The organism is Allostigmatella hybrida, assembly GCF_020103775.1.
Classification (GTDB): Bacteria; Myxococcota; Myxococcia; order Myxococcales; family Myxococcaceae; genus Hyalangium; species Hyalangium aurantiaca.
The window spans coordinates 1,175,738-1,195,891 of record NZ_JAHXBH010000001.1 but is presented as its reverse complement, the minus strand read 5'-3'; the positions used below and the strand labels follow the sequence as shown (position 1 = coordinate 1,195,891).

The window sequence follows — 20,154 nt, the reverse complement described above, 5'->3', positions numbered from 1 at the left end:
CCGCATGCCCAGGAGCTTGGACAACCGCTTGAAACACCGGCCCTGCCCGCCTGGGAGCACTGCGTGAGGCAAAACCCCCGGAAAAAAGCAGCCTTAAGTCCACTCCCCGGCAAAGGGCATGCTTGGTTGTCCGCTTGTCATCCGCCGCCAGAGAGGGGCTGGCCATCCGGGCCCGACGTCCCCATTTTCATGGCCGCTTGGAACCTCTGTCCTCTACCACCCGTCGCGCGGTCCTCCGGCTGGCCGAGGCGGGCGCCTCCCTGTCGGCGATGTATCACCGGGCTCGATTGTTGGGCTCAGAGCACTTGCCCCGGAGCGGGCCGGTGCTGCTGGTGGGCAACCACGGGGTGTGGGGATACGAAACGCCTGCCTTCTTCCACCTGCTCCACCAGGCCACCGGCCGCTATCCGCTGGGGCTCGCCGACCGGGGCTTCTTCCGCATTCCCGTGGTCCGCACGGTGCTGCCGTGGATTGGCGGGGTGGAGGGCACCCCGGCCAATGCCCTGACGGCGCTCAACGACGGGCAGCTCGTGGTGTGCTACCCCGGGGGCGCCCGCGAGGTATTCAAGCGCTCCCAGGGCCGCTACATGCTGCGCTGGGAGCAGGCCCTGGGCTTCGTGAAGCTGGCGGCGCGCACCGGCGTGCCCATCGTCCCGTTCGCCGGCTTCGGCGTGGATGACACCTTCTTCTACCCTCCAGGAGAAGAACGGCTGTGTCTGAGACTCTCCGCGCGGGACAAATACCGTGTGCCGTTGGTGATGGGATTGGGCCTGCTCCCGCTGCCGGTGCGTATGACATTCGCCATGGGTGAACCCCACGCGCCCCCGCCCCCGGATGCCTCCGAGCACCGGCTGAAGGCCTTCCGGGACCGGGTGGCCGCCAGCGTGCGCCGTCTGCTCTTGAGGGCCTGCCATGCTTGAGGTGCCTTCCCACGCCCCGGCGCTCGTCCCCGCCCTGGAGGACATCCAGCGCGGCTATGGGCTGCCCATGGAGGAGCGGCGGGTGCGCGGCGAGCCCATCCGCCTGTTTACCTTTCCGCACGGGAGCCAGGACCCCTCGCGCACCGTGGTGTGTCTGCCGGGGCTGGGGGCCTCGGGCCGCTCCTTCGCGCCCCTGGCGCCCCTGGCCCCCGGGCACCGTCTGCTTTTGTGGACGCCCACGCTGCGCACGCCGCTCACCCATACGCCCTTGCAGTGGAACCTGGAGGCGCTGGCGGACCCCAGCGCCGGGCTCCCCCCGCGCTTTGCCTTGCTGGGCTCGTCGTTTGGAAGCCTCATCTCCCTGGCCTTCGCCCTGAAACATCCGGAGCGTGTCAGCGCGCTCATCCTCGTCTCTCCGGTGACGAGCGTTCACCGGGTGCGGCGCTGGGCGCTGAGCCTGTCCACGCTGGTGCGCATTCCCAAGCCTTTCGCCTTTGTCTTCGCCCCCACCGTGGCGCGCGTGCTCGGCGGGCGGTACCTGCCCCCGGAGGGCCGCGCGGAAATCGTCCGCGAGGCCCGGCGCCTCTCCCCGCTGGAGATGTTGCGGCGGCTCCGGGACATCCTGGACGCGGACTACCTGGGGGCCCTGGAGGGGCTGCGCGTGCCCACGCTCGTGCTCCACGGGGCGAGGGACCACCTGGTGCCCCTGTCGGATGCGTGCGACGTGGCGCGGCGGATTCCGGGCGCGCGGCTGGAGGTGCTCCGCGAGGCCAGCCACCTGCCGTACATGAGCCATTCGCAAGCCTTCAACGCCTTCGTGGACGGCTTTCTGCAAGACCACCCTTCCCAGGCTCCGGCCTCCGGACTTCTCACGCCATGAACGCCACCACCGGTCTGTCCCGCTCCGCGCTGCTCTTCCTCTCGCGCCAGGAGGGTTTGAAACATGCCGCCACGCGGCTCGGCCCCCTGCGCGAGCTGGCCAGCCGTTTCATCGCCGGCGAGCAATTGGAGGATGCCGTGGAGGCGGTGAAGGCGCTCAACGCCCAGGGCATGATGGCCAGCTTCGACCACCTCAACGAGGCGGTGCGCACCCCGGAGGGCACCCGCGACGAGGTGAGGGAATACCGCCGGCTGCTCGCGCGCATCGACGCGCAGGGCGTGCGCGCCAATGTCTCGCTGAAGCTCACCCAGTGCGGCCTGATGTTCGACCGGGCGCTGGCGCTGGAGAACGCCCGCACGGTGGTGGCCGAGGCCGCCGCGCGCCAGTCCTTCGTGCGCATCGACATGGAGCAGAGCGAGGTGACGCAGGCCACGCTGGACACCGTGAACGCGCTGCACGCGGAGTTCGGCGAGGCCCACGTGGGCGCGGTGCTCCAGAGCTACCTGCGGCGCACGGAGGCCGATGCCCAGGCGCTGTGCGCGCGCCGCGTGCGCATCCGCCTGTGCAAGGGCGCCTACCTGGAGAGCCCCCGCGTGGCCTTCCCAGACAAGCAGGACGTGGATGCGAACTTCGTCCGGGTGATGCGCGTGCTGCTCGACAGCGGCGTGTATCATGGTATCGCCACGCACGATGAGCGCATGGTGGACGCCACGCTGGAGTACGCGGCCAAGCAGCACCTGCCCAAGGGCGCCTTCGAGTTCCAGATGCTGTATGGCATTCGGCGGGACTTGCAGCTGCGCCTGGCCCAGGACGGCTTCCCGGTGCGCATCTACGTGCCCTATGGCCGCTCCTGGTATCCGTATTTCATGCGCCGGCTGGCCGAGCGCCCCGCCAACGTCTGGTTCGTGATGAAGAACCTGCTCAAGGGCTAGCGCACGGCCCCCGCCGCGAAACCCGGAAGCCCGGGAGATTCCCGCCAGCCCCGGCGGCCCTCGCGGTTCCTCGGTTCTCCCGGCGGCTGTTTTCCCGGTGCGCCAGCACCCCGCCGGGACGATATAGGCTGGGACCGCCCATGATTGCCGACGTCTGGAGACAATTGCTGCGCACGGATCCCCACGCCTACCGTGCCCGGGTGTTGTTCTTCGCGCGCACGGACTGGCATGCCCTGCGCGAGCACCGGGTGGGCCTGTCGCTGGAGGAGTTCCTGCTGCACCTGGAGGCGCTCTTCCAGCCCGAGGGGCTCGGCGCCGGGGACCGGTTCGAGATGAGCCTGTGGTGGGGCGAGGAGCAGCCCCATTACACGCTGCACGTGCGGGGGCAGGACGGCATGCGGCGCCCGGAGTCCGTGGGCAACGTGGGCGCCGCGCACCGCCGCGCCGTCTCGCGCTGGGTGAGGGACACCACCCGGCGGCGGCACATGGCCCCCTGGCAGGTCCACGTGGGGGCCCCGCCGCCCTACCGCCCGCCCCAGGAGCTGCTCGACGCGTGCCTGGCGGAGTTCCCGGACTCGCGCGTCACCTCGCTCTCCGTGCAGCGCTTCGAGGGCGTTCACGCCCCGGGGTTCAGCGTGGAGCCCGGGGCCCGCATCGAAGCCTCCCTGGAGGCGCTGGACGGGGGCACCATCCAGGTGTTCCTCGGCGAGTGGACCGAGGAGGACTCCTCGCGTCTGGAAGAGTGGGCGCAGGTGGCCCGCTCGGGCTATGCCCAGGGGGCATAATCGCCCGGAAGCCAGGGAGATCGGGTCCTGATGCACGAAGAGCACGAGGCGGAACTGCGCATTGCCTTGACCGAGGGGCTCATCACCCGCGCCGAGGCCGACGCCCTGCGCGAAGAGTCCCGTCACCGGCGGCTCAGCCCCCTGCTCGTGCTCCGGGAGCGGGGCGTGCTCTCGGAGCACTCGCTCGCCTCGCTGCGGGGCCTGGAACAGGAGCCCACGGTGACGCGCGCCCGGCCCCGGGAGCCGGACACGCTGAGCACCGCGCTCACCCTGCAGGACCGCCACAAGGTGGACCCGCCCTTCCCCGTGCCCCACTGGGAGCGCTACCAGGGGGTGCGCTTCCTGGGCCAGGGCGGCATGGGCCAGGTGTTCCTCGCGTATGATCCGCGGCTGCGCCGCAACGTGGCCCTCAAGTTCGTCCGGGGCGATGACGTGGAGCTCGTCCAGCGCCTGCTGTCCGAGGCCCGGGCCCAGGCCCGGGTGGACCACGAGCGCATCTGCCAGGTGTTCGAGGTGGGCGAGGTGGAGGGGCGCCCCTTCATCGCCATGCAGTACGTGGCCGGGCAGCCGCTGGGCCAGCTCGCCCCCGAGCTCACCGTGGAGCAGAAGGTCATGGTGCTCCGGGACGCGGCCGAGGGGGTGCACGCCGCACACCGCGCGGGCCTCATCCACCGGGACCTGAAGCCCTCCAACATCCTCGTGGAGCGCATGGAGGATGGGCGGCTCAAGCCCTTCGTGATGGACTTTGGCCTGGCGCGCGAGTGGAGCGAGACGGGCAACACCGCCACGGGCGCGGTGCTGGGCACCCCGCACTTCATGTCCCCCGAGCAGGCGCGCGGGGAGGTGGCCGGGCTGGACCGGCGCGCGGACGTGTACAGCCTGGGCGCCACGCTCTACTTCCTGCTCACCGGCCAGCATGCGATTCCAGGCACCAACGGCCTGGAGGTGCTCACCAACATCCCCCTGGTGGAGCCCAGCCCGCCGCGCGCGTTGGACCCAGACGTGCCCCGGGACTTGGAGGCCATCGTCCTCAAGTGCCTGGAGAAGGACCGCTCGGCCCGCTACGACTCGGCCCGGGCGCTGGAGGAGGACCTGGAGCGCTTCCTGGCCGGCGAGCCGGTGCTCGCGCGCCCCACGGGGCTGGGGTACCGGCTGCGCAAGAAGGCGCTCAAGCACCGGGTGGCGGTGAGCGTGTCCGCCGTGGCGCTCCTGGCGGTGGCGCTGGCGCTGGGCTGGGCGTTCTACACCCAGCGCCAGGCCTCCCGGCGCGAGTACCTGGCGCGCCGCTTCACCGAGCAGGTGGAGCACATCGAGGCGCTGGCGCGCTACTCCGGCCTGTCCCCGCTGCACGACACGCGCGCGGACCGCGAGGAGCTGCGCCGGCACATCGGCGTGCTGGAGGCGGAGGTGGCCCGGGCCGGAGGGCTCGCCGCCGCGCCGGGCCGCTACGCCCTGGGCCGTGGGGCGCTGGCGCTCGGGGAGGAGGCCACCGCGCGCCAGCACCTGGAGGCCGCGTGGAAGAACGGCTACCGGGAGCCGCGCGTCGCGTACGCGCTCGCCCTGGTGATGGGGCACCTGTACCAGGACGGGCTGCTGGAGGCCGAGCGGCTCAGAGACCCCGCCGTGCGCGAGGCCCGGAGGCGCGAGGTGGAGCAGCAGTACCGCGACCCGGCCCTGGCGTACCTGCGCCAGAGCGAGGGCGCGGACGTGCCCTCCACGGAGTACGTGGCGGCGCTGCTCTCCTTCTATGAGGGGCGGTTCGACGATGCCCTGGCGCGGCTGGACGCGATGGGCAACCGCCTGCCGTGGTTCTACGAGGCGCCCCTGCTGCGCGGCGACATCCTCCAGGCCCGGGCCGCCCAGCACTGGAACCAGGGCAAGGGCGAGGAGGCCAAGAAGGACCTGGAAGACGGCCGGGGCGCCTACGCGGCGGCGGCGGACGTCGCCCGCAGCGTGCCCGCGGTGCACCAGGCCGTGGCCAAGCTCGAGTACACCGCCATGCTGATGGCGCTGTATGGCCAGGGGGATGTGCAGCCGCCCTTCCAGCGCGGCATGGACAGCGTGACGCGTGCGCTTCAGGCACTCCCCAATGCCCCCGTCTCCTTGCTCCAGAAAGCGCGCTTCTACCGCCGGTTCGCAGAGGCCCGGATCATCCGCGGCGAGGGAGCACAGGAGACCCTGGAGGGAGCGCTGACGGCAGCCCGCGAGGTGATCCACCAACAACCTACCTCCTGGGACGCCCACGAGGAGGAGGGGCTCCTGCTCTACTTCTCGGCGCGTTTCCTCAAAGAGAAGGGCATGGATCCCCGTGAACAGCTCCGTGCCGCGCAGCATGCCCTGGAACGGATTCCGCCGGAGAAACGGGATGTCGAGTTCTACAACGCGCTCGGCCTCATTTTCTTCGCCTGGGCAGGCCATGACGATGACACCGGAGCGGACTCCCAGGGCCATTGGCAGAACGCCATCGACTCCTTTGAAGGGGCCTCGCGCCTCTCTCCCCTCTCCGTAGGCGCATGGATCAACCTCGGCATGGCCTGCTACCGGCATGCGGATGGGGCGATAACGGCCCCCTCAACGAAGGCGCTGCGCGAGCGGCGGCTCCAGCAAGCCTGGGAGGCGCTCCAGCGGGCCATGGACCTTAATCCCCAACATTGGGTGCCCTACTTCTATGGAGGCAACATCCACAACCTGTGGGGCGCGATGCATCGCTGCGAGGCGGAAGGCTCGCGTTACTTGGACACCGCCCGGGAGTTGTTCCGCAAGGGGCTCGCCATCAACTCCCAGACCCCCAACCTCTACAACGGCTTGGGCTTCAGCCTGTTCACCCAAGCGAACCAGCGCTGGGAACAAGGCGGCAATGCCTTCGCGCTCCTCGATGAAGCGCAGGCCGCGTACAGCGATGCCATCCGGTTGGCCCCCCGCCAGGTTTACGGCCACATCAACCGTGGCTCGGCCTTCCTGCTGCGCGCCGCCTTCCAGCGCGACCTGGGGCAAGACACCAGCGCCAGCCTTCGCTCCGCGGTGGGCGCGTTCGAGCACGCCGTCCAGCTGTCCCCGGACGACGCAGACGCTCAGGCGGGACTGGGCGAGAGCTTGGCCTGGCTGGCGGACGCGGAGCTCAAACGAGGCAAGGCTCCGGACCTCCTCCTTCAGCGCTCCGCGAAGACCTTGCGCGAGGCCCTGGCCCTGAATCCACAGCACGCCAGCGCCTGGCTCAACCTGGGCCAACTCCACGGCATTCAAGCCCGCTGGCGGTCGCAACGGGGCCCAGGAACCCCACCGGACTTCGCCGAAGCCACGCGCGCCTTCGAGAAGGCCCTGGCGCTGTCGAAAGACACCTCCGACGCGCGCCTGGCTTTCGCCGCGGTGCTGTACGGCTGGGCCACGTTCGAAGCGCGGGCAGGACGTGCGCCAACGGTTCCCCTGGAACGAGGCCTCAGCCTGGTGGAAGAGGCGCTCTCCTCATGCCCCGGGTGGCCCCGTGCCCTGCTGCTACGCGCCCAGTTCCGGCGCGTACAGGCGGCCGCGGAGAAAACCAACGCCACCGCGCAGCAAGCGTGGCTGGCCCAGAGCCAGGATGACCTCTCCCTGGCGCTGAAAAAGAACCCCAACCTGGCACCAGGCGGGAAGGACTAGTTCGGGACCACCGGAACATCCCCGGTCTTGCCTCCCGGCCCCGCGCTCGTGGTGAAGCCCCCGCCCTTGCCGGTCGTGGTCGTCGGGGTGGGGGTGGGGGACGCCGGGGTCTCTTTCTCGTTGGCCATGTGCATGTCTCCAAGTGTCTGCCGGGTGGATCCCTCATGGGCCATCCGCCCTGGCGCATCAGCAACGGCGATGCCAGGCGGGGAACCCACAAGGTCAGCAGCCATTTGCAGCATGACCGTCCTATCCGGTGCTGAACAAGGGGGGGCCCCCCGCGCTCGACACGTCGGACCGCCCCCGCCGACACGTCAATGGCAGCCTTTTTCCCCTGGTTTCATGTTTCACGTGTTTTCGGGCACCAGCCCCAGCTCCTTGATGCGGCGGCCCAGGGCGCGCTTGGACACCTCGAGCCGCTGGGCCATGGCCTCCAGGTCCCCACCACACTCCTGGTAGCAGCGGGTGAGCTCCTCCACGCTGAGGTCCCCCGCGGTGCGCAGGTTCGGGCTCCGGTCAATCAAGTCGTAGATGGAGGAGCGGGGAATCCCCAGCCGGTCGGCCGTGGCCTTCAGGTCCCACGCGCATGCGCGCAGGGCGGCCAGCAGCTCCGGCCCGGTGACTTCCGAGGCCTTGCGCCGCGGGGCCGCCTTCGGCTCGGGCGCGGAGACGGAGGCCACCGCGGGCCGGCCCGGCCGGGGGGCCTGCGCCGCCTCCAGCTCCTGCTCCAGCCGGGGGTCCAGCCTCAAGCGCGGCTGCCCCCGGCTGCCGATGATGAGCTGCCGCGAGAGGTTGCGCAGCTGCCGGATGTTGCCGGGCCACGCGTAGCGCACCAGCCGGGCGGCCAGCGGCGCCGGCAGCCACGGCTCCGCCGACGCATCCTCCGGCGTGAGCCGCCACGCCTCGCCCAGCTCCTCCAGCACCTCGCGGGCGAAGTGGTGGAACAAGAGCCCGATGTCCTCGCGGCGCTCGCGCAGCGGGGGCACCCGGAGGTCATACCCCGACAGCCGGTGCAGCAGCGGCGCCTTGAAGCGCCCATCCTGGATGCGCTCCTCCAGCTGCGCGTCCGTCGCGGCGATGAGCCGCACGTCGGTGGCCACCGGCGTGTGGCCGCCCACCGGGTAGATGTCGCCGGTCTCCAGCACCCGGAGCAGCATCACCTGCACCTCGGGGGGCGCCTCGCCCACCTCGTCCAGGAAGAGCGTGCCGCCGTGCGCCGCGCGGAAGAACCCCTCGCGGTCCCGGGTGGCGCCCGTGTAGGCGCCCTTGTGGGCCCCGAACAGCTCGGCCGCCGCCAGCTCCTTGGGAATGGCCCCCAGGTTCACGCTGACGAAGGCCTGGTCCCGCCGCTTGCTGCGCTGGTGGATGGCGCGCGCGATGAGCTCCTTGCCGGAGCCCGTCTCGCCCCGCACCAGCACGGGCACATGGAGGTCCGCCACCTGCTCGATGTGGCGGCGCACGCGCTGGATGCCCACGCCCCCGCCCACCATGCCCAGCGGGCCGGCCGTCTCGGCCTGCACGTCCGCCAGGTGCAGCACCAGCACCACGCGTCCGGCCAGCTCCAGGACAACGCCCTCGGCCACCTCCTCCCGGGTGAACGCCCACGGGCCCTGCAGCAGCTCCCCGCCCAGCATCACCTTGCTGCCCTCGCCGGGGTCCAGCCGTACGCCCTCCCCGGGGGCCGGCGAGAACACCAGCGGCTTGCGGCTGAGGAACGGGTCCGCCAGGGGCAGGCCCAGCGGCGCCCCGGGACGCTGGAAGTCCGGGAGGTTACGCGACACGGCCACCTCCCGGCCGAGCAGGAGCGGGTGCAGCAGCAGCCGCTCGCCCACCCGGTGGGGCAGGGCGTGCGCGACGACGGTCAGCGCGGGAACGAGGCGGGACCGCGGCTCCTGAACCCGCTCCCGGCCCGCCGCTCCCAGGGTGGAGACGTCGGCCATGTTGCCTTCGTGCGAGAAGCCATCCATACCGTGACCGCCCATCCTGTCACCGCCAGTGTACCGGAGGGCGGCGGGTGGCGTCCCTTCCTCCCTCGCGTTGTCGGAATCCGACAGAGCCCGTGTAATCCAAATCCCCCCACGGCGCGGGCTGTCTAGAATCAGGGCGTGAGCGTTCCCACTTCGCGAGGCAGCATCCTGATTGTCGAGGACGATGAGGACATCCGGGCTGCCATGGCCGAGCTTCTCGAGAACGAAGGGTTCGAGATCTCGGTGGCGTCCAACGGCCAGGAGGGCCTGGAGGTCATCGAGCAGATGCCGCCCCCGTGCCTCGTCCTCCTGGACCTCATGATGCCGGTGATGAGCGGGGAGGACTTCCTGCGCCACCTGCGCAAGCACCCCACCTTCCACGCCCTGCCCGTCATCATCGTGACCGCCAGTGGACGGCAGCCCCTCCCCGGGGCGCAGGGCATCCTCAAGAAGCCGTTCGAAATCGGAGAACTGTTCGCCACGGTCGCCGCGCACTGTGGTGGATGAAGAACCATGGACGGACTGGCCCAGCTGCTCTCCACCCGCAGAGAGGACCTGCTGCAGCGCATCGCGAGCAAGGCCCCGCCCGCGCGCCTGCTCGAGGCACTCCCGGCACTGCTGGACCGGTTGCAGACCGCGCTGGAGTCCCCCGCGGAAGCCCCCGGGGGAGAAGCCCTCCCGGACCTGGCGGACGTGGACGCGGGTCCGTTGCGGGCCGGACTGAGCCTCGTCCGGGAGTGCAGTCTCGACCTGTGGGAGGAGACCGGAGGGACGGCGGACTTTCCGACGCTGCGGAGGCTCCACCGCTTCCTGGACCAAACGCTGGAGCAGACCCAGACGGAAGCGAAGGCCGCCACGGAGCGGCGGGTCCAGGTCGAATCCCAGGTGCTGCTGGACACGATGCTGGCCACCGCGCCGGTGGGGCTGTGCTTCATGGACCCGGAGCTGCGCTACGTGCACCTCAACCACACCATCGCCGCCATCAACGGCGTGCCCGTGGAGGAGACCGTCGGGCGCACCCTGCGCGAGGTGGTTCCGCAGATGGCGTCCGAGCTCGAACCGCTCTACCAGCAGGTGCTGGAGACGGGGGAGCCCGTCCTCGACCTCGAAATGTCGGGCACGACGCCGGGCCTGGGCGGCAAGCAGGGCTTCTGGCTGGTGAGCTGCTACCCGGTGAAGGATGCCCAGGGACGCACCTTCCTGATGGGCTCGGTGGTGGTGGACCTCACCGAGCGCAAGCGGTCGGCGGACGCGGTGGCGCGCAACGCGGCGAAGCTGGAGGCCATTCTCCAGAGCATTCCGGACGCGGTGTACGTGGGGGACACGCGGCGCATCAAGCACGCCAACGCCCGGGCGCGCGAGCTGCTGGGCGAGGACCTGGAGGGGGTGGCGCCCCAGGAGCTGGGACGGCGCCTGACGTGCCGGGCGCCGGACACCGGCGAAGCCCTCCTCCCCGCGGACGAGCCCTTCACGCGCGCCCTCGCGGGCGAGGCCTTCACGCGTGAGCTGGTGCTGTGCCACGCGCGCACGGGCAAGGACTTGTGGATACGCATCGCGGCGGCGCCCGTGCGCATGGGCGAGCGCATCGTCAGCGCGGTGGTGGTGGCCACGGACCTGACGGAGCACCAGCAGCGCGAGAGCGAGCTGCGGCGGGCGGCGGAGTTCCGCGAGCGCTTCCTGGGCATCGTCAGCCATGACCTGCGCAACCCGCTCAACGCCATCTCCCTGTCGGCCGGGGCGCTGGTGCGCGAGGAGGGCCTGTCCGCGCGGGCGCAGAAGACGGCCGGCCGCATCGTCCACAGCACCGAGCGGATGGGACGGATGATCGGCGAGCTGCTGGACTTCACCCGGGGGAGGCTGGGCGGGGGCATCCCCATCACCCGGAGGCCCGGGGACTTGCGCCCGCTGTGCCGCCACGTGCTGGACGAGCTGCGGGTGGCCCGGCCCGATCGCGAGGTGCGGCTCAAGGGCGACGGCCAGTTCCAGGGCGAGTGGGACGGGGACCGGCTGGCGCAGCTCGTGGGGAACCTGGCGAAGAACGCGCTCGACTACAGCCCGGAGGACACGCCGGTGACGGTCAGCCTGCACGACGAGGGCCACCAGGTGCGGCTGGAGGTACACAACCACGGCGAGCCCATCCCCGCGGAGATCCTCCCCGTCCTCTTCGAGCCCTTCCGCCGGGGCGTGAAGGCGGAGGACTCGAAGCCCTCCGGGCTGGGGCTGGGGCTCTTCATCGCCCGGCAGATCGCCCTGGCCCACGGGGGTCAGTTGGAGGTGCGCTCGACGCGGGAGGAGGGCACGCGCTTCATCGTGTCCCTGCCTCGGGCGCTCCCGGCCACGTGAGGCCGAAGCGCGCCAGGTCCTCGGGGGTGTTCACGCTCACCCGCGAGCGCAGGTGCGGATCCACGGCGCGCAGGGCCTCCTCGGGCAGGAGCCGGGCGCGGCACCCGGCGAGCAGGCCGCGCAGCGAAGGGTTGTCCTGCGCGAGGCGCTCGCCCCAAGGGGCGGCGAGCGCTGCCCGGTAGACCGCCAGCAGCGGCTCCACCCGCCCCTCCACCGTGAAGGCCACCGCGTCCACCTCGGGGCCACGCGCCTCCATCAGCACGTGAACGGCGGCCGGGGCCACGAAGGGCATGTCGCAAGCCACCGCCATCACCCACTCCGTGCGGGCCGCGCCGAGCGCCGCGTGAACCCCTCCGGGCGCGCCCTTGCCCGGCACTGCATCCGCCACCGTGCGCAGCCCGAAGCGGGCATAGGGCTCCGGGTGGTTGGCCACCAGCAGCGTCTCCGCGAACAGCGGGGACAGCGCGAGCAGCCGCTCCAGCACCGGGCGGCCCTCGAACACGAGGAGCCCCTTGGGCACGCCCGACAGCCGCCGGGCCTGGCCGCCTGCGATCACCGCCCAGGTAACATCCGGATAGGGGCCCATGGCTCCACGCTCCTCCCGGTGGGGTCCTGTCTGTCCAGCAGGCCACCCCACCTTTGGGATAGGATTGCCTGCCTGAGGACGCGTGGGAAGCGCGGGCCTCCGGCCCTTCATGCCCTTGATCTCCCTCGCCACGGCGAGACAGGCCGTGCTCGACGCCCTCCGCCCCGCGCCCGCCGAGGCGGTGCCCCTGCTGCACGCCCACGGCCGCTTCCTGGCCGCCGCGGTGAGCGCCTCGCGCTCGTTGCCCGGGTGCGACAACTCCGCGATGGATGGCTGGGCGGTGCGGGCCCAGGAGACCCAGGGCGCCACCCGGGGCCACCCCGTGCGCCTGCGCATCGTGGACACGGTGTACGCCGGGGCCCTGCCCTCGCGCGCGCTCCAGCCAGGAGAGGCCGCGCGCATCTTCACCGGAGCCCCCCTTCCCGCCGGGGCCGATGCCGTCGTCCGCCAGGAGGCCGCCCGGGCCGAGGAGAACGGACAGGTCTCCCTCTTCATCACCGTGCCGCCGGGCCATGACATCCGCCGCGCCGGGGAGGAAGTCCAGGAGGGCACGCCGCTGTTTCCCGCGGGCCAGCGCGTGGAGCCCGCGGTGCTGGGGGTGCTCGCCTCGCTGGGAGAGGCCACAGCGCGCGTCCGGCCCGCGCCGCGCGTGGCCGTGCTCGCCACGGGGGATGAACTCATTGCCCCCGGCCAACCCGCGCAGCCGCACCAGGTGTACGAGAGCAACCTGCTCCTCATGGCCGCCCTGGCGTGCGAAGCCGGGGCTGAGGTGTGCTCCACCGGGCGGGCCCGGGACGACGACGCGGAATTGCGCGCGGCGGTGACGCGGCTGGCCTCCGAGGCCAGCGTGCTCATCACCACGGGCGGGGCCTCCGTGGGAGACAAGGACCGGGTGAAGGGCACCCTGGCGGCCCTGGGGGCGCGCTTCCTCGTGGACGGGGTGGCGCTCAAGCCGGGCAAGCCGGTGGCGGTGGCGCAGCTCGGGGACACGGTGGTCATCGTCCTGCCGGGCAATCCTGGGGCGGCCACCGTGGCGTGGGATCAGCTCGGGCGGCCCGTGCTGCTCAAGCTCCAGGGCGTGCACGAGGAGCGGCGGCGCCTGAGCGCCCGGCTCACGGAAGGCCGCCACAAGCAGGCGGGCCTCACCTACCTGATCAGCGCCCAGGTGGAGCACCGGCCGGACGGCGCCTGGGCGCGGCTGCGGCCCCAGGGGGCGGGACAGATTCTCCAGAACGTGGGGGCCGAGGGCTATGCCGTGCTCCCGCCCGGACAGGCGGACTTCGCCGAGGGGGACGCGGTGGAGGTGGAGCTGTTCGACCGGCCCCGGTACGTGGCGGCCGAGCCATGAGGGCGCCCCCGGCGGTGAGCATCATGGGCGGCTCGGGCATGGGGAAGACCACGCTGGTGGAGCGGCTGCTGCCAGAACTCCGGGCGCAGGGCTTGCGCGTGGGGGTGGTGAAACACTCCTCGGATCCGCACCCCCTGCACCGGGAGAACAGCGATACGGCCCGCTTCGAGCGGGCGGAAGCGGCCTTCGTGGCCTTCGCCACCCCTGCGGGGGTGCAGCTCACGGTGCGCGAGCCGCCTTCGAGCGCTTTGCTGCCCCTGTTGGAGCGCTTCGGGGACACGGTGGATCTGGTACTGGTGGAGGGCTGGAAGAACGGGCCCCTGCCCAAGCTGGAAGTGTGGCGCGAAGGGCAGAGTCCCCTGCTGGCGGCCGGACGGCCGGAGGTGGTGGCCATCGTCACGGATGCCCCGGTGCTCCCGGAAGGAGCGCCCCCGGGGGCGAGACGGTTTGGCCTGGAGGATGTGCAGGGGCTGGCGGTGTTCATCGCGCGATGGGCGCGGGAGAGGACTCAAGTTGAGCGACAATAAAGGCGTCACCCAGCGGAAGGTGATGCGGTTCGCGTCGGGGAAGGCAACGCCCTCGGAGCTGGACGCGGTGGCGGTGGAGGAGCCGCTGGAGATCCGCGTGAGCGGGGACACGGTGGCCATCACGATGCGGACACCGGGACAGGACCGCGAGCTGGCGGCGGGCTTCCTCTTCTCCGAGGGCATCATCCGCTCCTCGGACGACCTGGGAGGGCTCGCGCACTGCGGCCATCCTGGCAAAGAGGGCTGGGGCAACATCATCGAGGTGACGCCCGCGCCGGGGCTGGTGCTGGACATCGAAAAGGTGAGCGCCACGCGGCGGGGAACGCTGACGACGTCGGCGTGTGGCGTCTGCGGAAGGCGCAGCGTGGACGACCTGATGGCGATCTGCATGCCGGTGCCACCGGGAGCGGCGCTCTCGCCCAAGGTGGTGGCCCGGGCCACGGACCGGCTGAAAGAGGTTCAGCTCAACTTCGCGCGCACGGGCGGCATGCACGCGGCGGCGGCGCTCGACGCGAAGGGAGAGCTGCTGGCGGCGGCCGAGGACGTGGGGCGGCACAACGCGGTGGACAAAGTGGTGGGAGACCTGGTGCTGGAGGGCGTGGTGCGCTCCGCGCGGGCGCCCACGCCCCTGGTGCATCCCAGCCTCAAGCATCAACCGTGGGTGCTGGTGGTGAGCGGGCGGGCGAGCTTCGAAATCGTGCAGAAGGCGGCGATGGCGAAGATTCCGGTCGTGGCCAGCGTGTCCGCGGCGAGCTCACTGGCGGTGGACCTGGCGGAGCGCTCCGGGATTACACTCGCCACGTTCGTGAGAAACGGACGCTTCAACATCTACACGCACCCTGCCCGCCTGGGGGTGGAGTAAACCGAGCGATGGGATTCACCGAATACCTCGACCAGGTGAAGGCCGAAGCGGAAGGAGACGCCTTCTTCCGCCTCCTCAAATCTCAACTGGCCGCTGGGCACCGAGTGCAGAAGGTGTCGTTCGTTCCCTCCGAGGGGGGACAACCTCCACGCTATCGGTTCCTCCTGGCCCGGATGGGGACCTTGAGCACGCTCGATGTTCCCGCAGGGCAGGAAGCCATCGAGCACCTCTTGGCGGAGACGCATCAACAGCTCGCCTCACGAGACGATGAAGTGCAGCGCTGCCAGGTGCGGCTGAAGCAAGAAACCGAGGCATTGACCCGGCTCCTGGGGCGGGAAGCCACGAGAGAAGCAGTGGCCAGCGTCACCCGTGAGCTGGGGGGCCCACAGTCCCTCCGGCTCACCCTGCCCGCCTCAAGAACGGGTCTCTCACCTGCAGCGCGGCTGGCAGCGGAGCGGCTACGGCGCGAATTCGACCAGAACGTGCGCAACCTCTACATCGAGCGAGGCTACCCACTCGCGGAGGCGGGCCACATCGTGGACGAAGCGCTGGCGCGGCTCATCGAAGCTGGCTGAGGAACGCTGCGAAGCTGGGGCTCTGGCTCGCCAGGGCTTCCACGTTGACCGATTCGGCAAGGGGAAGGGCCGCTTGCCGCATGGTCGCGCGATCCGGACGCTCGACCCCGTAGAGCAACTGCTTGAGCTGGACCCGGCCCGAGGGATCACTCCCCAAGGTCTCGCCCTTCCCTTTGAAGTCATGCCCACGGGCCAGGAGCAGCCAGGTCTCAAGCGCCTGGACGGGCACGGCAAACAGGTACTTCAAGGCAGGCAGTTCAGGACGCGGCCAGGACAATGGCTCATGAATCCGGGCCGCAGCGCGCAGTTCGCAGAACCGGCAGCCCTTCAAGACCTCCCCATGAGAGGCCAGATGCGTAGGCCCTGCGCCATCGTTGTCGATGGCGAAGAGTGCCCCGTCGAGCCCCTCGTGATGCGCGGCCTTGGCGATGATCGGAGCCAGTCGAAGTGCACTGGTCCATCCGCCACGCGGGAAGCGGTACTGCGTCTCGCTGGGCACCACTTCCGACTGAAACACCCGGGAGAGCAGGACGCGAAACACGTCCTCGTCGGTGTCATCCTCGACGCAGAAGGCGAACCTCATCGGCTTGGCACGCCCCCCAGTACGCCCGAGTACCAGAGTTCACCCAGCGGCGCGCCCTTGAGTTCCTTCTCCCAATCTGGACGGTCTGACAGCCGAGTGATGTGCGTTCCCTGCTCGTCACGCTCGAAGATCAGGACACTCTCCGGTGAGTCCCTGAACTCGTCGAGCAGCGTGGGAGAGTGCGTCGTCAGCACGACCTGAACACCGGATTGCGTCAGACGTAACAAGTGGTCCAGGAGCTCACGAAGCCGCCGGGGATGAATCCCTCGCTCGGGTTCTTCGATCGCAAGAATACAGGGGGTTCTCGCCTTCAGTTGGGCAGCAACCGCCAACCCGATGAAGAGCAGAAGGCCATCTGACATGTCCTCAGCCCCGTAAACCCGCCCATCCGCCTCCTCGACGCCCAATACTTTGGTTCCAGGTTCCGGACCAAGACGGGTAATGACCCGCTTCACCTCACGAGCGGCGCTGCGGACAACTTTATCAATCTCATCTCTCAGAGAAGGCGTCTCTCCGGACCACTTATCGAGAACCGCAGCCGTGTCGAGACCGTCTGGGCCCATGCTGGCGTCTCGATGCACCAGGGCGGGTTTCCGGAGGGAAGGAACCGACAAATCATGCACTGTGGTTGCCTTCAGGAAGAAGCCCAGCTGCTTCAGTAGTTGCTCCTCCTGCTCTTGCCTCGGACGCTCCCAATCATAGTCTTCGACCTCTGTGGCGTTTTCGAGGCTGTAGCGGACGTCTCCTGCCTCGAAAAGACTGTGACTCAGAGTGACCCCCGCGAACCGTACTTTTGCATTGATGCCGAGAGGGGAATCCTCCTCCCGGCTGAGCACTGACTTCCATCCTCCCAGCGCCTGCACTGCCGCCTCGGTGCCTTGCCGGCTCACCTCTGCCAGCAGCTTGAGCACCGCCAGAGCGTTGGACTTGCCGCTGTTGTTGGCGCCCACCATCACCGTGATGCCGGGCGCGAGCGGGATCGTCACGTCCCGGAGGGTCTTGAAGTTCTTGACCGCAATCTCCGTAATCAAGCCTCACCCCTCCCTTGGCCCCTCTCCTCAAAGGAGAGGGGCTCTGGCCTACGGACTCAGATGTCCAGGTTCTGCACGTCGAGCGCGTTCCTCTCGATGAACTCGCGCCGCGGCTCCACCGCCTCGCCCATGAGCAGCGAGAAGATGCCGTCGCACTCCACCGCGTCCTTGAGCTGCACCTGCAGGAGCGTGCGCGTGGCCGGGTTCATGGTCGTGTCCCAGAGCTGCTCCGGGTTCATCTCGCCCAGTCCCTTGTAGCGCTGCAGGCCCAGCCCCTTCTGCGCGTCCTTGCGCACCACGGCCAGCACCTCCTGCACCGAGAACGCCAACACCTCGCCGTCCGCCACCTTCACGGTGTACGGCGGCCGGCCCATCCCGGAGACGGCCTCGCGCAGCGCCACCAGCTCCAGGTACTCCGGCGACGACAGGAACGCGTGGTCCAGCACCGTCTCGCGCATGCTGCCGTTCATGTCCGTGTGGAACACCAGCTTCTTCGTGTGGTGCTCCGGATCATCCCGGCGCTCGTGCTTCAAGCGGCCCAGCACGTCCGGCATCCGCTTGCGGAAGTCGGCGTACATCCGCTCCACCTCCGCCTCCAGCCCCTTCTCGTCCGCGAGCGTCTCCGCCTTCACACGTGCCGCCTGCACCAGCGCGTCCACCACCCGCCCGTCGCGCCGCTTGGCCTGCTTCTCCAGCCGCTCCTCGTAGGTGATGACCTTCTCCAGCAGCGTCTTCAGCTCGCTGCCGCCCAGCTCTCCGTTGGGCGTCACCACCCGCGAGTGCTCCGCCGCGATGCGCAGCAGGTACTCGTTGAGGGCCCGCTCGTCCTTGACGTACAGGTCCTTCTTGTTGCGCGTCACCTTATAGAGCGGCGGCTGGGCGATGTAGAGGTAGCCCAGGTCGAGCAGCTCGCGCATCTGACGGAAGAAGAACGTCAACAGGAGCGTGCGGATGTGGCTGCCGTCCACGTCGGCGTCCGTCATCAGGATGATGCGGTGGTAGCGCGCCTTGCCCGGATCATAATCCTCCGCGCCAATGCCCGTGCCCAGCGCCGTGATGAGCGTGATGATCTCCGCGCTCGTCAGCATCTTCTCGAAGCGGGCCTTCTCCACGTTGAGAATCTTGCCGCGCAGCGGGAGGATGGCCTGGTTGCGCCGGTCGCGCCCCTGCTTGGCCGAGCCGCCTGCGGAGTCACCCTCGACGATGTAGAGCTCGCTCTCGTTCGGATCCCGGCTCTGGCAGTCGGCCAGCTTTCCCGGCAGGCCGCCGCCATCGAGGATGCCCTTGCGGCGCACCGTCTCTCGCGCCTTGCGGGCCGCGATGCGCGCCCGGCACGCGTCGCCAATCTTCGCGACGACCTTCTTGCCGTTGACGGGGTTCTCCTCCAGGTAGGTGGCGAGCTGATCATTCACCATCTGCTCGACGAGGCCCTTGATTTCGCTGTTGCCCAGCTTCGTCTTGGTCTGCCCCTCGAACTGGGGGTTGGACAGCTTCACGGAGATGACGGCGGCGAGCCCCTCGCGCGCATCCTCGCCCGTGGGCGTCTCCTTCAGGTCCTTCCACACCCCGCTCTTCTCCGCGTAGCTGTTGAGCGTGCGCGTCAGCGCCGCCTTGAACCCGGACAGGTGGCTGCCACCCTCGTGCGTGTTGATGTTGTTGGCGAAGGTGTAGATGCGCTCGTCGTAGCCATCGTTCCACTGCATGGCCAGCTCCAGCGCCACGCCCTCCTTCTCGGAGCGCACGAAGATGGGCTTGTCGTGCAGGGCCTGCTTGGACTTGTTCAGGTACTCCACGAACGAGCTGATGCCGCCCTCGAACTTGAAGTCATGCTCCTTGTTCGTGCGCTCGTCCCGGATGGTGATGTGCAGCCCGGCGTTGAGGAACGCCAGCTCGCGCAGGCGCTGGCTCAGCGTCTCGAAGTCGAAGTCCACCACTTCCATCACCTGGGTGTCCGGCTTGAACCACACCTGGGTGCCGCGCTTGTCGGTGGTGCCGACCTCCTTCACCTTCCCGTCGGCGATGCCCCGGGAGTACGACTGCTCGTACACCTTGCCGTTGCGCTGGATGCGCACCCGGAGCCACTCGGACAGGAAGTTCACGCACGTGACGCCCACGCCGTGCAGACCGCCAGACACTTTGTAGGCGCCGTTGCCGAACTTGCTGCCCGCGTGCAGCTCCGTGAGCACCACGTCCACGGTGTCCTTGTCGTGGAACTTCGGATCCGGGTGCGGGCCCACGGGAATGCCGCGGCCGTTGTCCTGGACACTCAGGGAGCCATCCACGTGAATGGCCACTTCAATGTCCGTGCAGTAACCCGCCAGCGCCTCGTCCACCGCGTTGTCCACCACCTCGTAGACGAGCTTGTGGAGCCCGTACGTCATGGTGTCGCCGATGTACATGCCGGGGCGCTTGCGGACAGCCTCGCGGCCCTCGAGCTTGGTGATGCTCTCGGCCCCATACTCCACGGGCAACGGGGCCGGAGTGGCACCGGTAGAGGGGGTCTTATCCATGTGAGATTGTCCTTCGAAAAGCTGCCAGAAAGCAGGGGGTGTGCCTATCACTTCGGGCCCCCCCGGACAAGGTTAACGACCGTGTGCAAGGCAGCGGAAAGATTCAGAAAACCCGCTTCACCCGCAGCACACTTTTCCCCGCCCCTCACGCATCGTAAGGGGGCGTTGGAACACGCTTTTCCAACGCGGAGACCAGCTCCTCGAAGATAGCCCGGCGGGCAAACAAATGCCGCGTCACGAGCACCCGCCCCTGCTCCCGGAAGAAGAGCCCCAGCACGTCCCCCTTCCGGCCAAGCCTGCGCACGGAGCCGATCTGCGGCCAGCCTAGCTCCAGGGCCTGCGCGTTGCTGAACGGCCGGGCGACCTTCACGCCCAGCGGTCCCAGGGTAATGCCCCATTCCGGACGGGGCCGCAGGCGATGGAAGGCGAACAGGAAGACGAGCATCAGCCCGGCGGTGATGCCCGCACGGGCCTCGGCGAAGGGCTCGGCGCCCTGGCGCGAGGCCGCCAGGGCCCAGGCGGTGAGCACCGCGAGCACACAAGCGCCCAGACCGAGCGCCAGCCGGGTGGGACGGGGATTGAAGGCGTAGAAGCGCGAATCCATGCGTGGCCCTGCAACCTAGCCCCCTCCGTCCCACCGGACGGGGACTTTCCACCACCAGGCTGTTC

General features: G+C 69.7%; 18 protein-coding genes. 11 read left to right on the top strand and 7 right to left on the bottom strand.

Going from position 1 to position 20,154, the window contains the following annotated elements; translation table 11 throughout:
• Positions 1-269 precede the first annotated feature (269 nt).
• The 5 genes from KY661_RS04810 (at position 270) to KY661_RS37175 (ending at position 7,153) form a co-directional block, all read left to right on the top strand.
• On the top strand, positions 270-920 hold the full coding sequence (locus KY661_RS04810; protein ID WP_225409188.1) for a lysophospholipid acyltransferase family protein: 651 nt from the start codon (positions 270-272) through the stop codon (positions 918-920).
• Complete coding sequence (locus KY661_RS04805) at positions 913-1,800, top strand: alpha/beta fold hydrolase (protein WP_225409056.1); 888 nt, start codon at positions 913-915, stop codon at positions 1,798-1,800. The genes KY661_RS04810 and KY661_RS04805 overlap by 8 nt, the downstream gene beginning before the upstream one ends.
• The gene (locus tag KY661_RS04800; protein WP_075005735.1) at positions 1,797-2,732 is read left to right on the top strand and encodes a proline dehydrogenase family protein; all 936 of its coding nucleotides are present in this window, start codon (positions 1,797-1,799) and stop codon (positions 2,730-2,732) included. Before KY661_RS04805 ends, KY661_RS04800 begins: the two co-directional genes overlap by 4 nt.
• 140 nt (positions 2,733-2,872) lie before the next feature.
• Positions 2,873-3,517, top strand: coding sequence for a hypothetical protein (locus KY661_RS04795; RefSeq protein ID WP_225409055.1), 645 nt, complete (start codon positions 2,873-2,875; stop codon positions 3,515-3,517).
• A 30-nt stretch (positions 3,518-3,547) separates the two neighbouring features.
• The gene (locus tag KY661_RS37175; protein WP_263436623.1) at positions 3,548-7,153 is read left to right on the top strand and encodes a serine/threonine-protein kinase; all 3,606 of its coding nucleotides are present in this window, start codon (positions 3,548-3,550) and stop codon (positions 7,151-7,153) included.
• Here the strand turns inward: KY661_RS37175 and KY661_RS37170 are convergent.
• Both KY661_RS37170 and KY661_RS04785 read right to left on the bottom strand, forming a co-directional pair.
• A complete protein-coding gene (locus KY661_RS37170) occupies positions 7,150-7,281 on the bottom strand; it encodes a hypothetical protein (protein ID WP_263436622.1) in 132 nt (43 codons plus the stop codon). The two genes, KY661_RS37175 and KY661_RS37170, sit on opposite strands and share 4 nt — an antisense overlap.
• A gap of 219 nt (positions 7,282-7,500) precedes the next feature.
• Entirely contained in the window at positions 7,501-9,120 is a 1,620-nt protein-coding gene (locus KY661_RS04785; protein WP_398577134.1) for a sigma-54-dependent transcriptional regulator, read from the bottom strand.
• Positions 9,121-9,258: 138 nt separating this feature from the next.
• On the opposite strand from KY661_RS04785, the gene KY661_RS04780 reads away from it, so the two are divergent.
• Positions 9,259-9,627, top strand: coding sequence for a response regulator (locus tag KY661_RS04780; RefSeq protein ID WP_225409053.1), 369 nt, complete (start codon positions 9,259-9,261; stop codon positions 9,625-9,627).
• A 6-nt stretch (positions 9,628-9,633) separates the two neighbouring features.
• Positions 9,634-11,463 (top strand): sensor histidine kinase, encoded by a 1,830-nt coding sequence (locus KY661_RS04775; RefSeq protein WP_225409052.1) that lies wholly within the window; start codon positions 9,634-9,636, stop codon positions 11,461-11,463.
• Here the strand turns inward: KY661_RS04775 and mobA are convergent.
• The gene (gene mobA / locus KY661_RS04770) at positions 11,426-12,049 is read right to left on the bottom strand and encodes a molybdenum cofactor guanylyltransferase (protein WP_225409051.1); all 624 of its coding nucleotides are present in this window, start codon (positions 12,047-12,049) and stop codon (positions 11,426-11,428) included. The two genes, KY661_RS04775 and mobA, sit on opposite strands and share 38 nt — an antisense overlap.
• Positions 12,050-12,158: 109 nt before the next feature.
• Between mobA and KY661_RS04765 the strand changes: the two genes are divergently transcribed.
• The 4 genes from KY661_RS04765 to KY661_RS04750 are packed head-to-tail and all read left to right on the top strand — an operon-like array spanning position 12,159 to position 15,361.
• A complete protein-coding gene (locus KY661_RS04765; RefSeq protein ID WP_225409050.1) occupies positions 12,159-13,397 on the top strand; it encodes a molybdopterin molybdotransferase MoeA in 1,239 nt (412 codons plus the stop codon).
• A complete protein-coding gene (gene mobB, locus KY661_RS04760) occupies positions 13,394-13,924 on the top strand; it encodes a molybdopterin-guanine dinucleotide biosynthesis protein B (RefSeq protein WP_225409049.1) in 531 nt (176 codons plus the stop codon). Before KY661_RS04765 ends, mobB begins: the two co-directional genes overlap by 4 nt.
• Positions 13,925-13,946: 22 nt before the next feature.
• A complete protein-coding gene (fdhD, locus tag KY661_RS04755) occupies positions 13,947-14,786 on the top strand; it encodes a formate dehydrogenase accessory sulfurtransferase FdhD (RefSeq protein WP_317987214.1) in 840 nt (279 codons plus the stop codon).
• An 8-nt stretch (positions 14,787-14,794) separates the two neighbouring features.
• Entirely contained in the window at positions 14,795-15,361 is a 567-nt protein-coding gene (locus tag KY661_RS04750; protein ID WP_225409047.1) for a hypothetical protein, read from the top strand.
• Here the strand turns inward: KY661_RS04750 and KY661_RS04745 are convergent.
• The 4 genes from KY661_RS04745 to KY661_RS04730 all read right to left on the bottom strand — a co-directional run bounded on the left by KY661_RS04745 (position 15,345) and on the right by KY661_RS04730 (position 20,089).
• On the bottom strand, positions 15,345-15,944 hold the full coding sequence (locus KY661_RS04745) for a hypothetical protein (RefSeq protein WP_225409046.1): 600 nt from the start codon (positions 15,942-15,944) through the stop codon (positions 15,345-15,347). The genes KY661_RS04750 and KY661_RS04745 overlap by 17 nt on opposite strands.
• Entirely contained in the window at positions 15,941-16,975 is a 1,035-nt protein-coding gene (locus KY661_RS04740; protein WP_225409045.1) for an AAA family ATPase, read from the bottom strand. The genes KY661_RS04745 and KY661_RS04740 overlap by 4 nt, the downstream gene beginning before the upstream one ends.
• Positions 16,976-17,031: 56 nt before the next feature.
• Entirely contained in the window at positions 17,032-19,485 is a 2,454-nt protein-coding gene (gene gyrB / locus KY661_RS04735) for a DNA topoisomerase (ATP-hydrolyzing) subunit B (protein WP_225409044.1), read from the bottom strand.
• 145 nt (positions 19,486-19,630) lie between these two features.
• Entirely contained in the window at positions 19,631-20,089 is a 459-nt protein-coding gene (locus tag KY661_RS04730) for a hypothetical protein (protein ID WP_225409043.1), read from the bottom strand.
• Between the last annotated feature and the right edge of the window lie 65 nt (positions 20,090-20,154).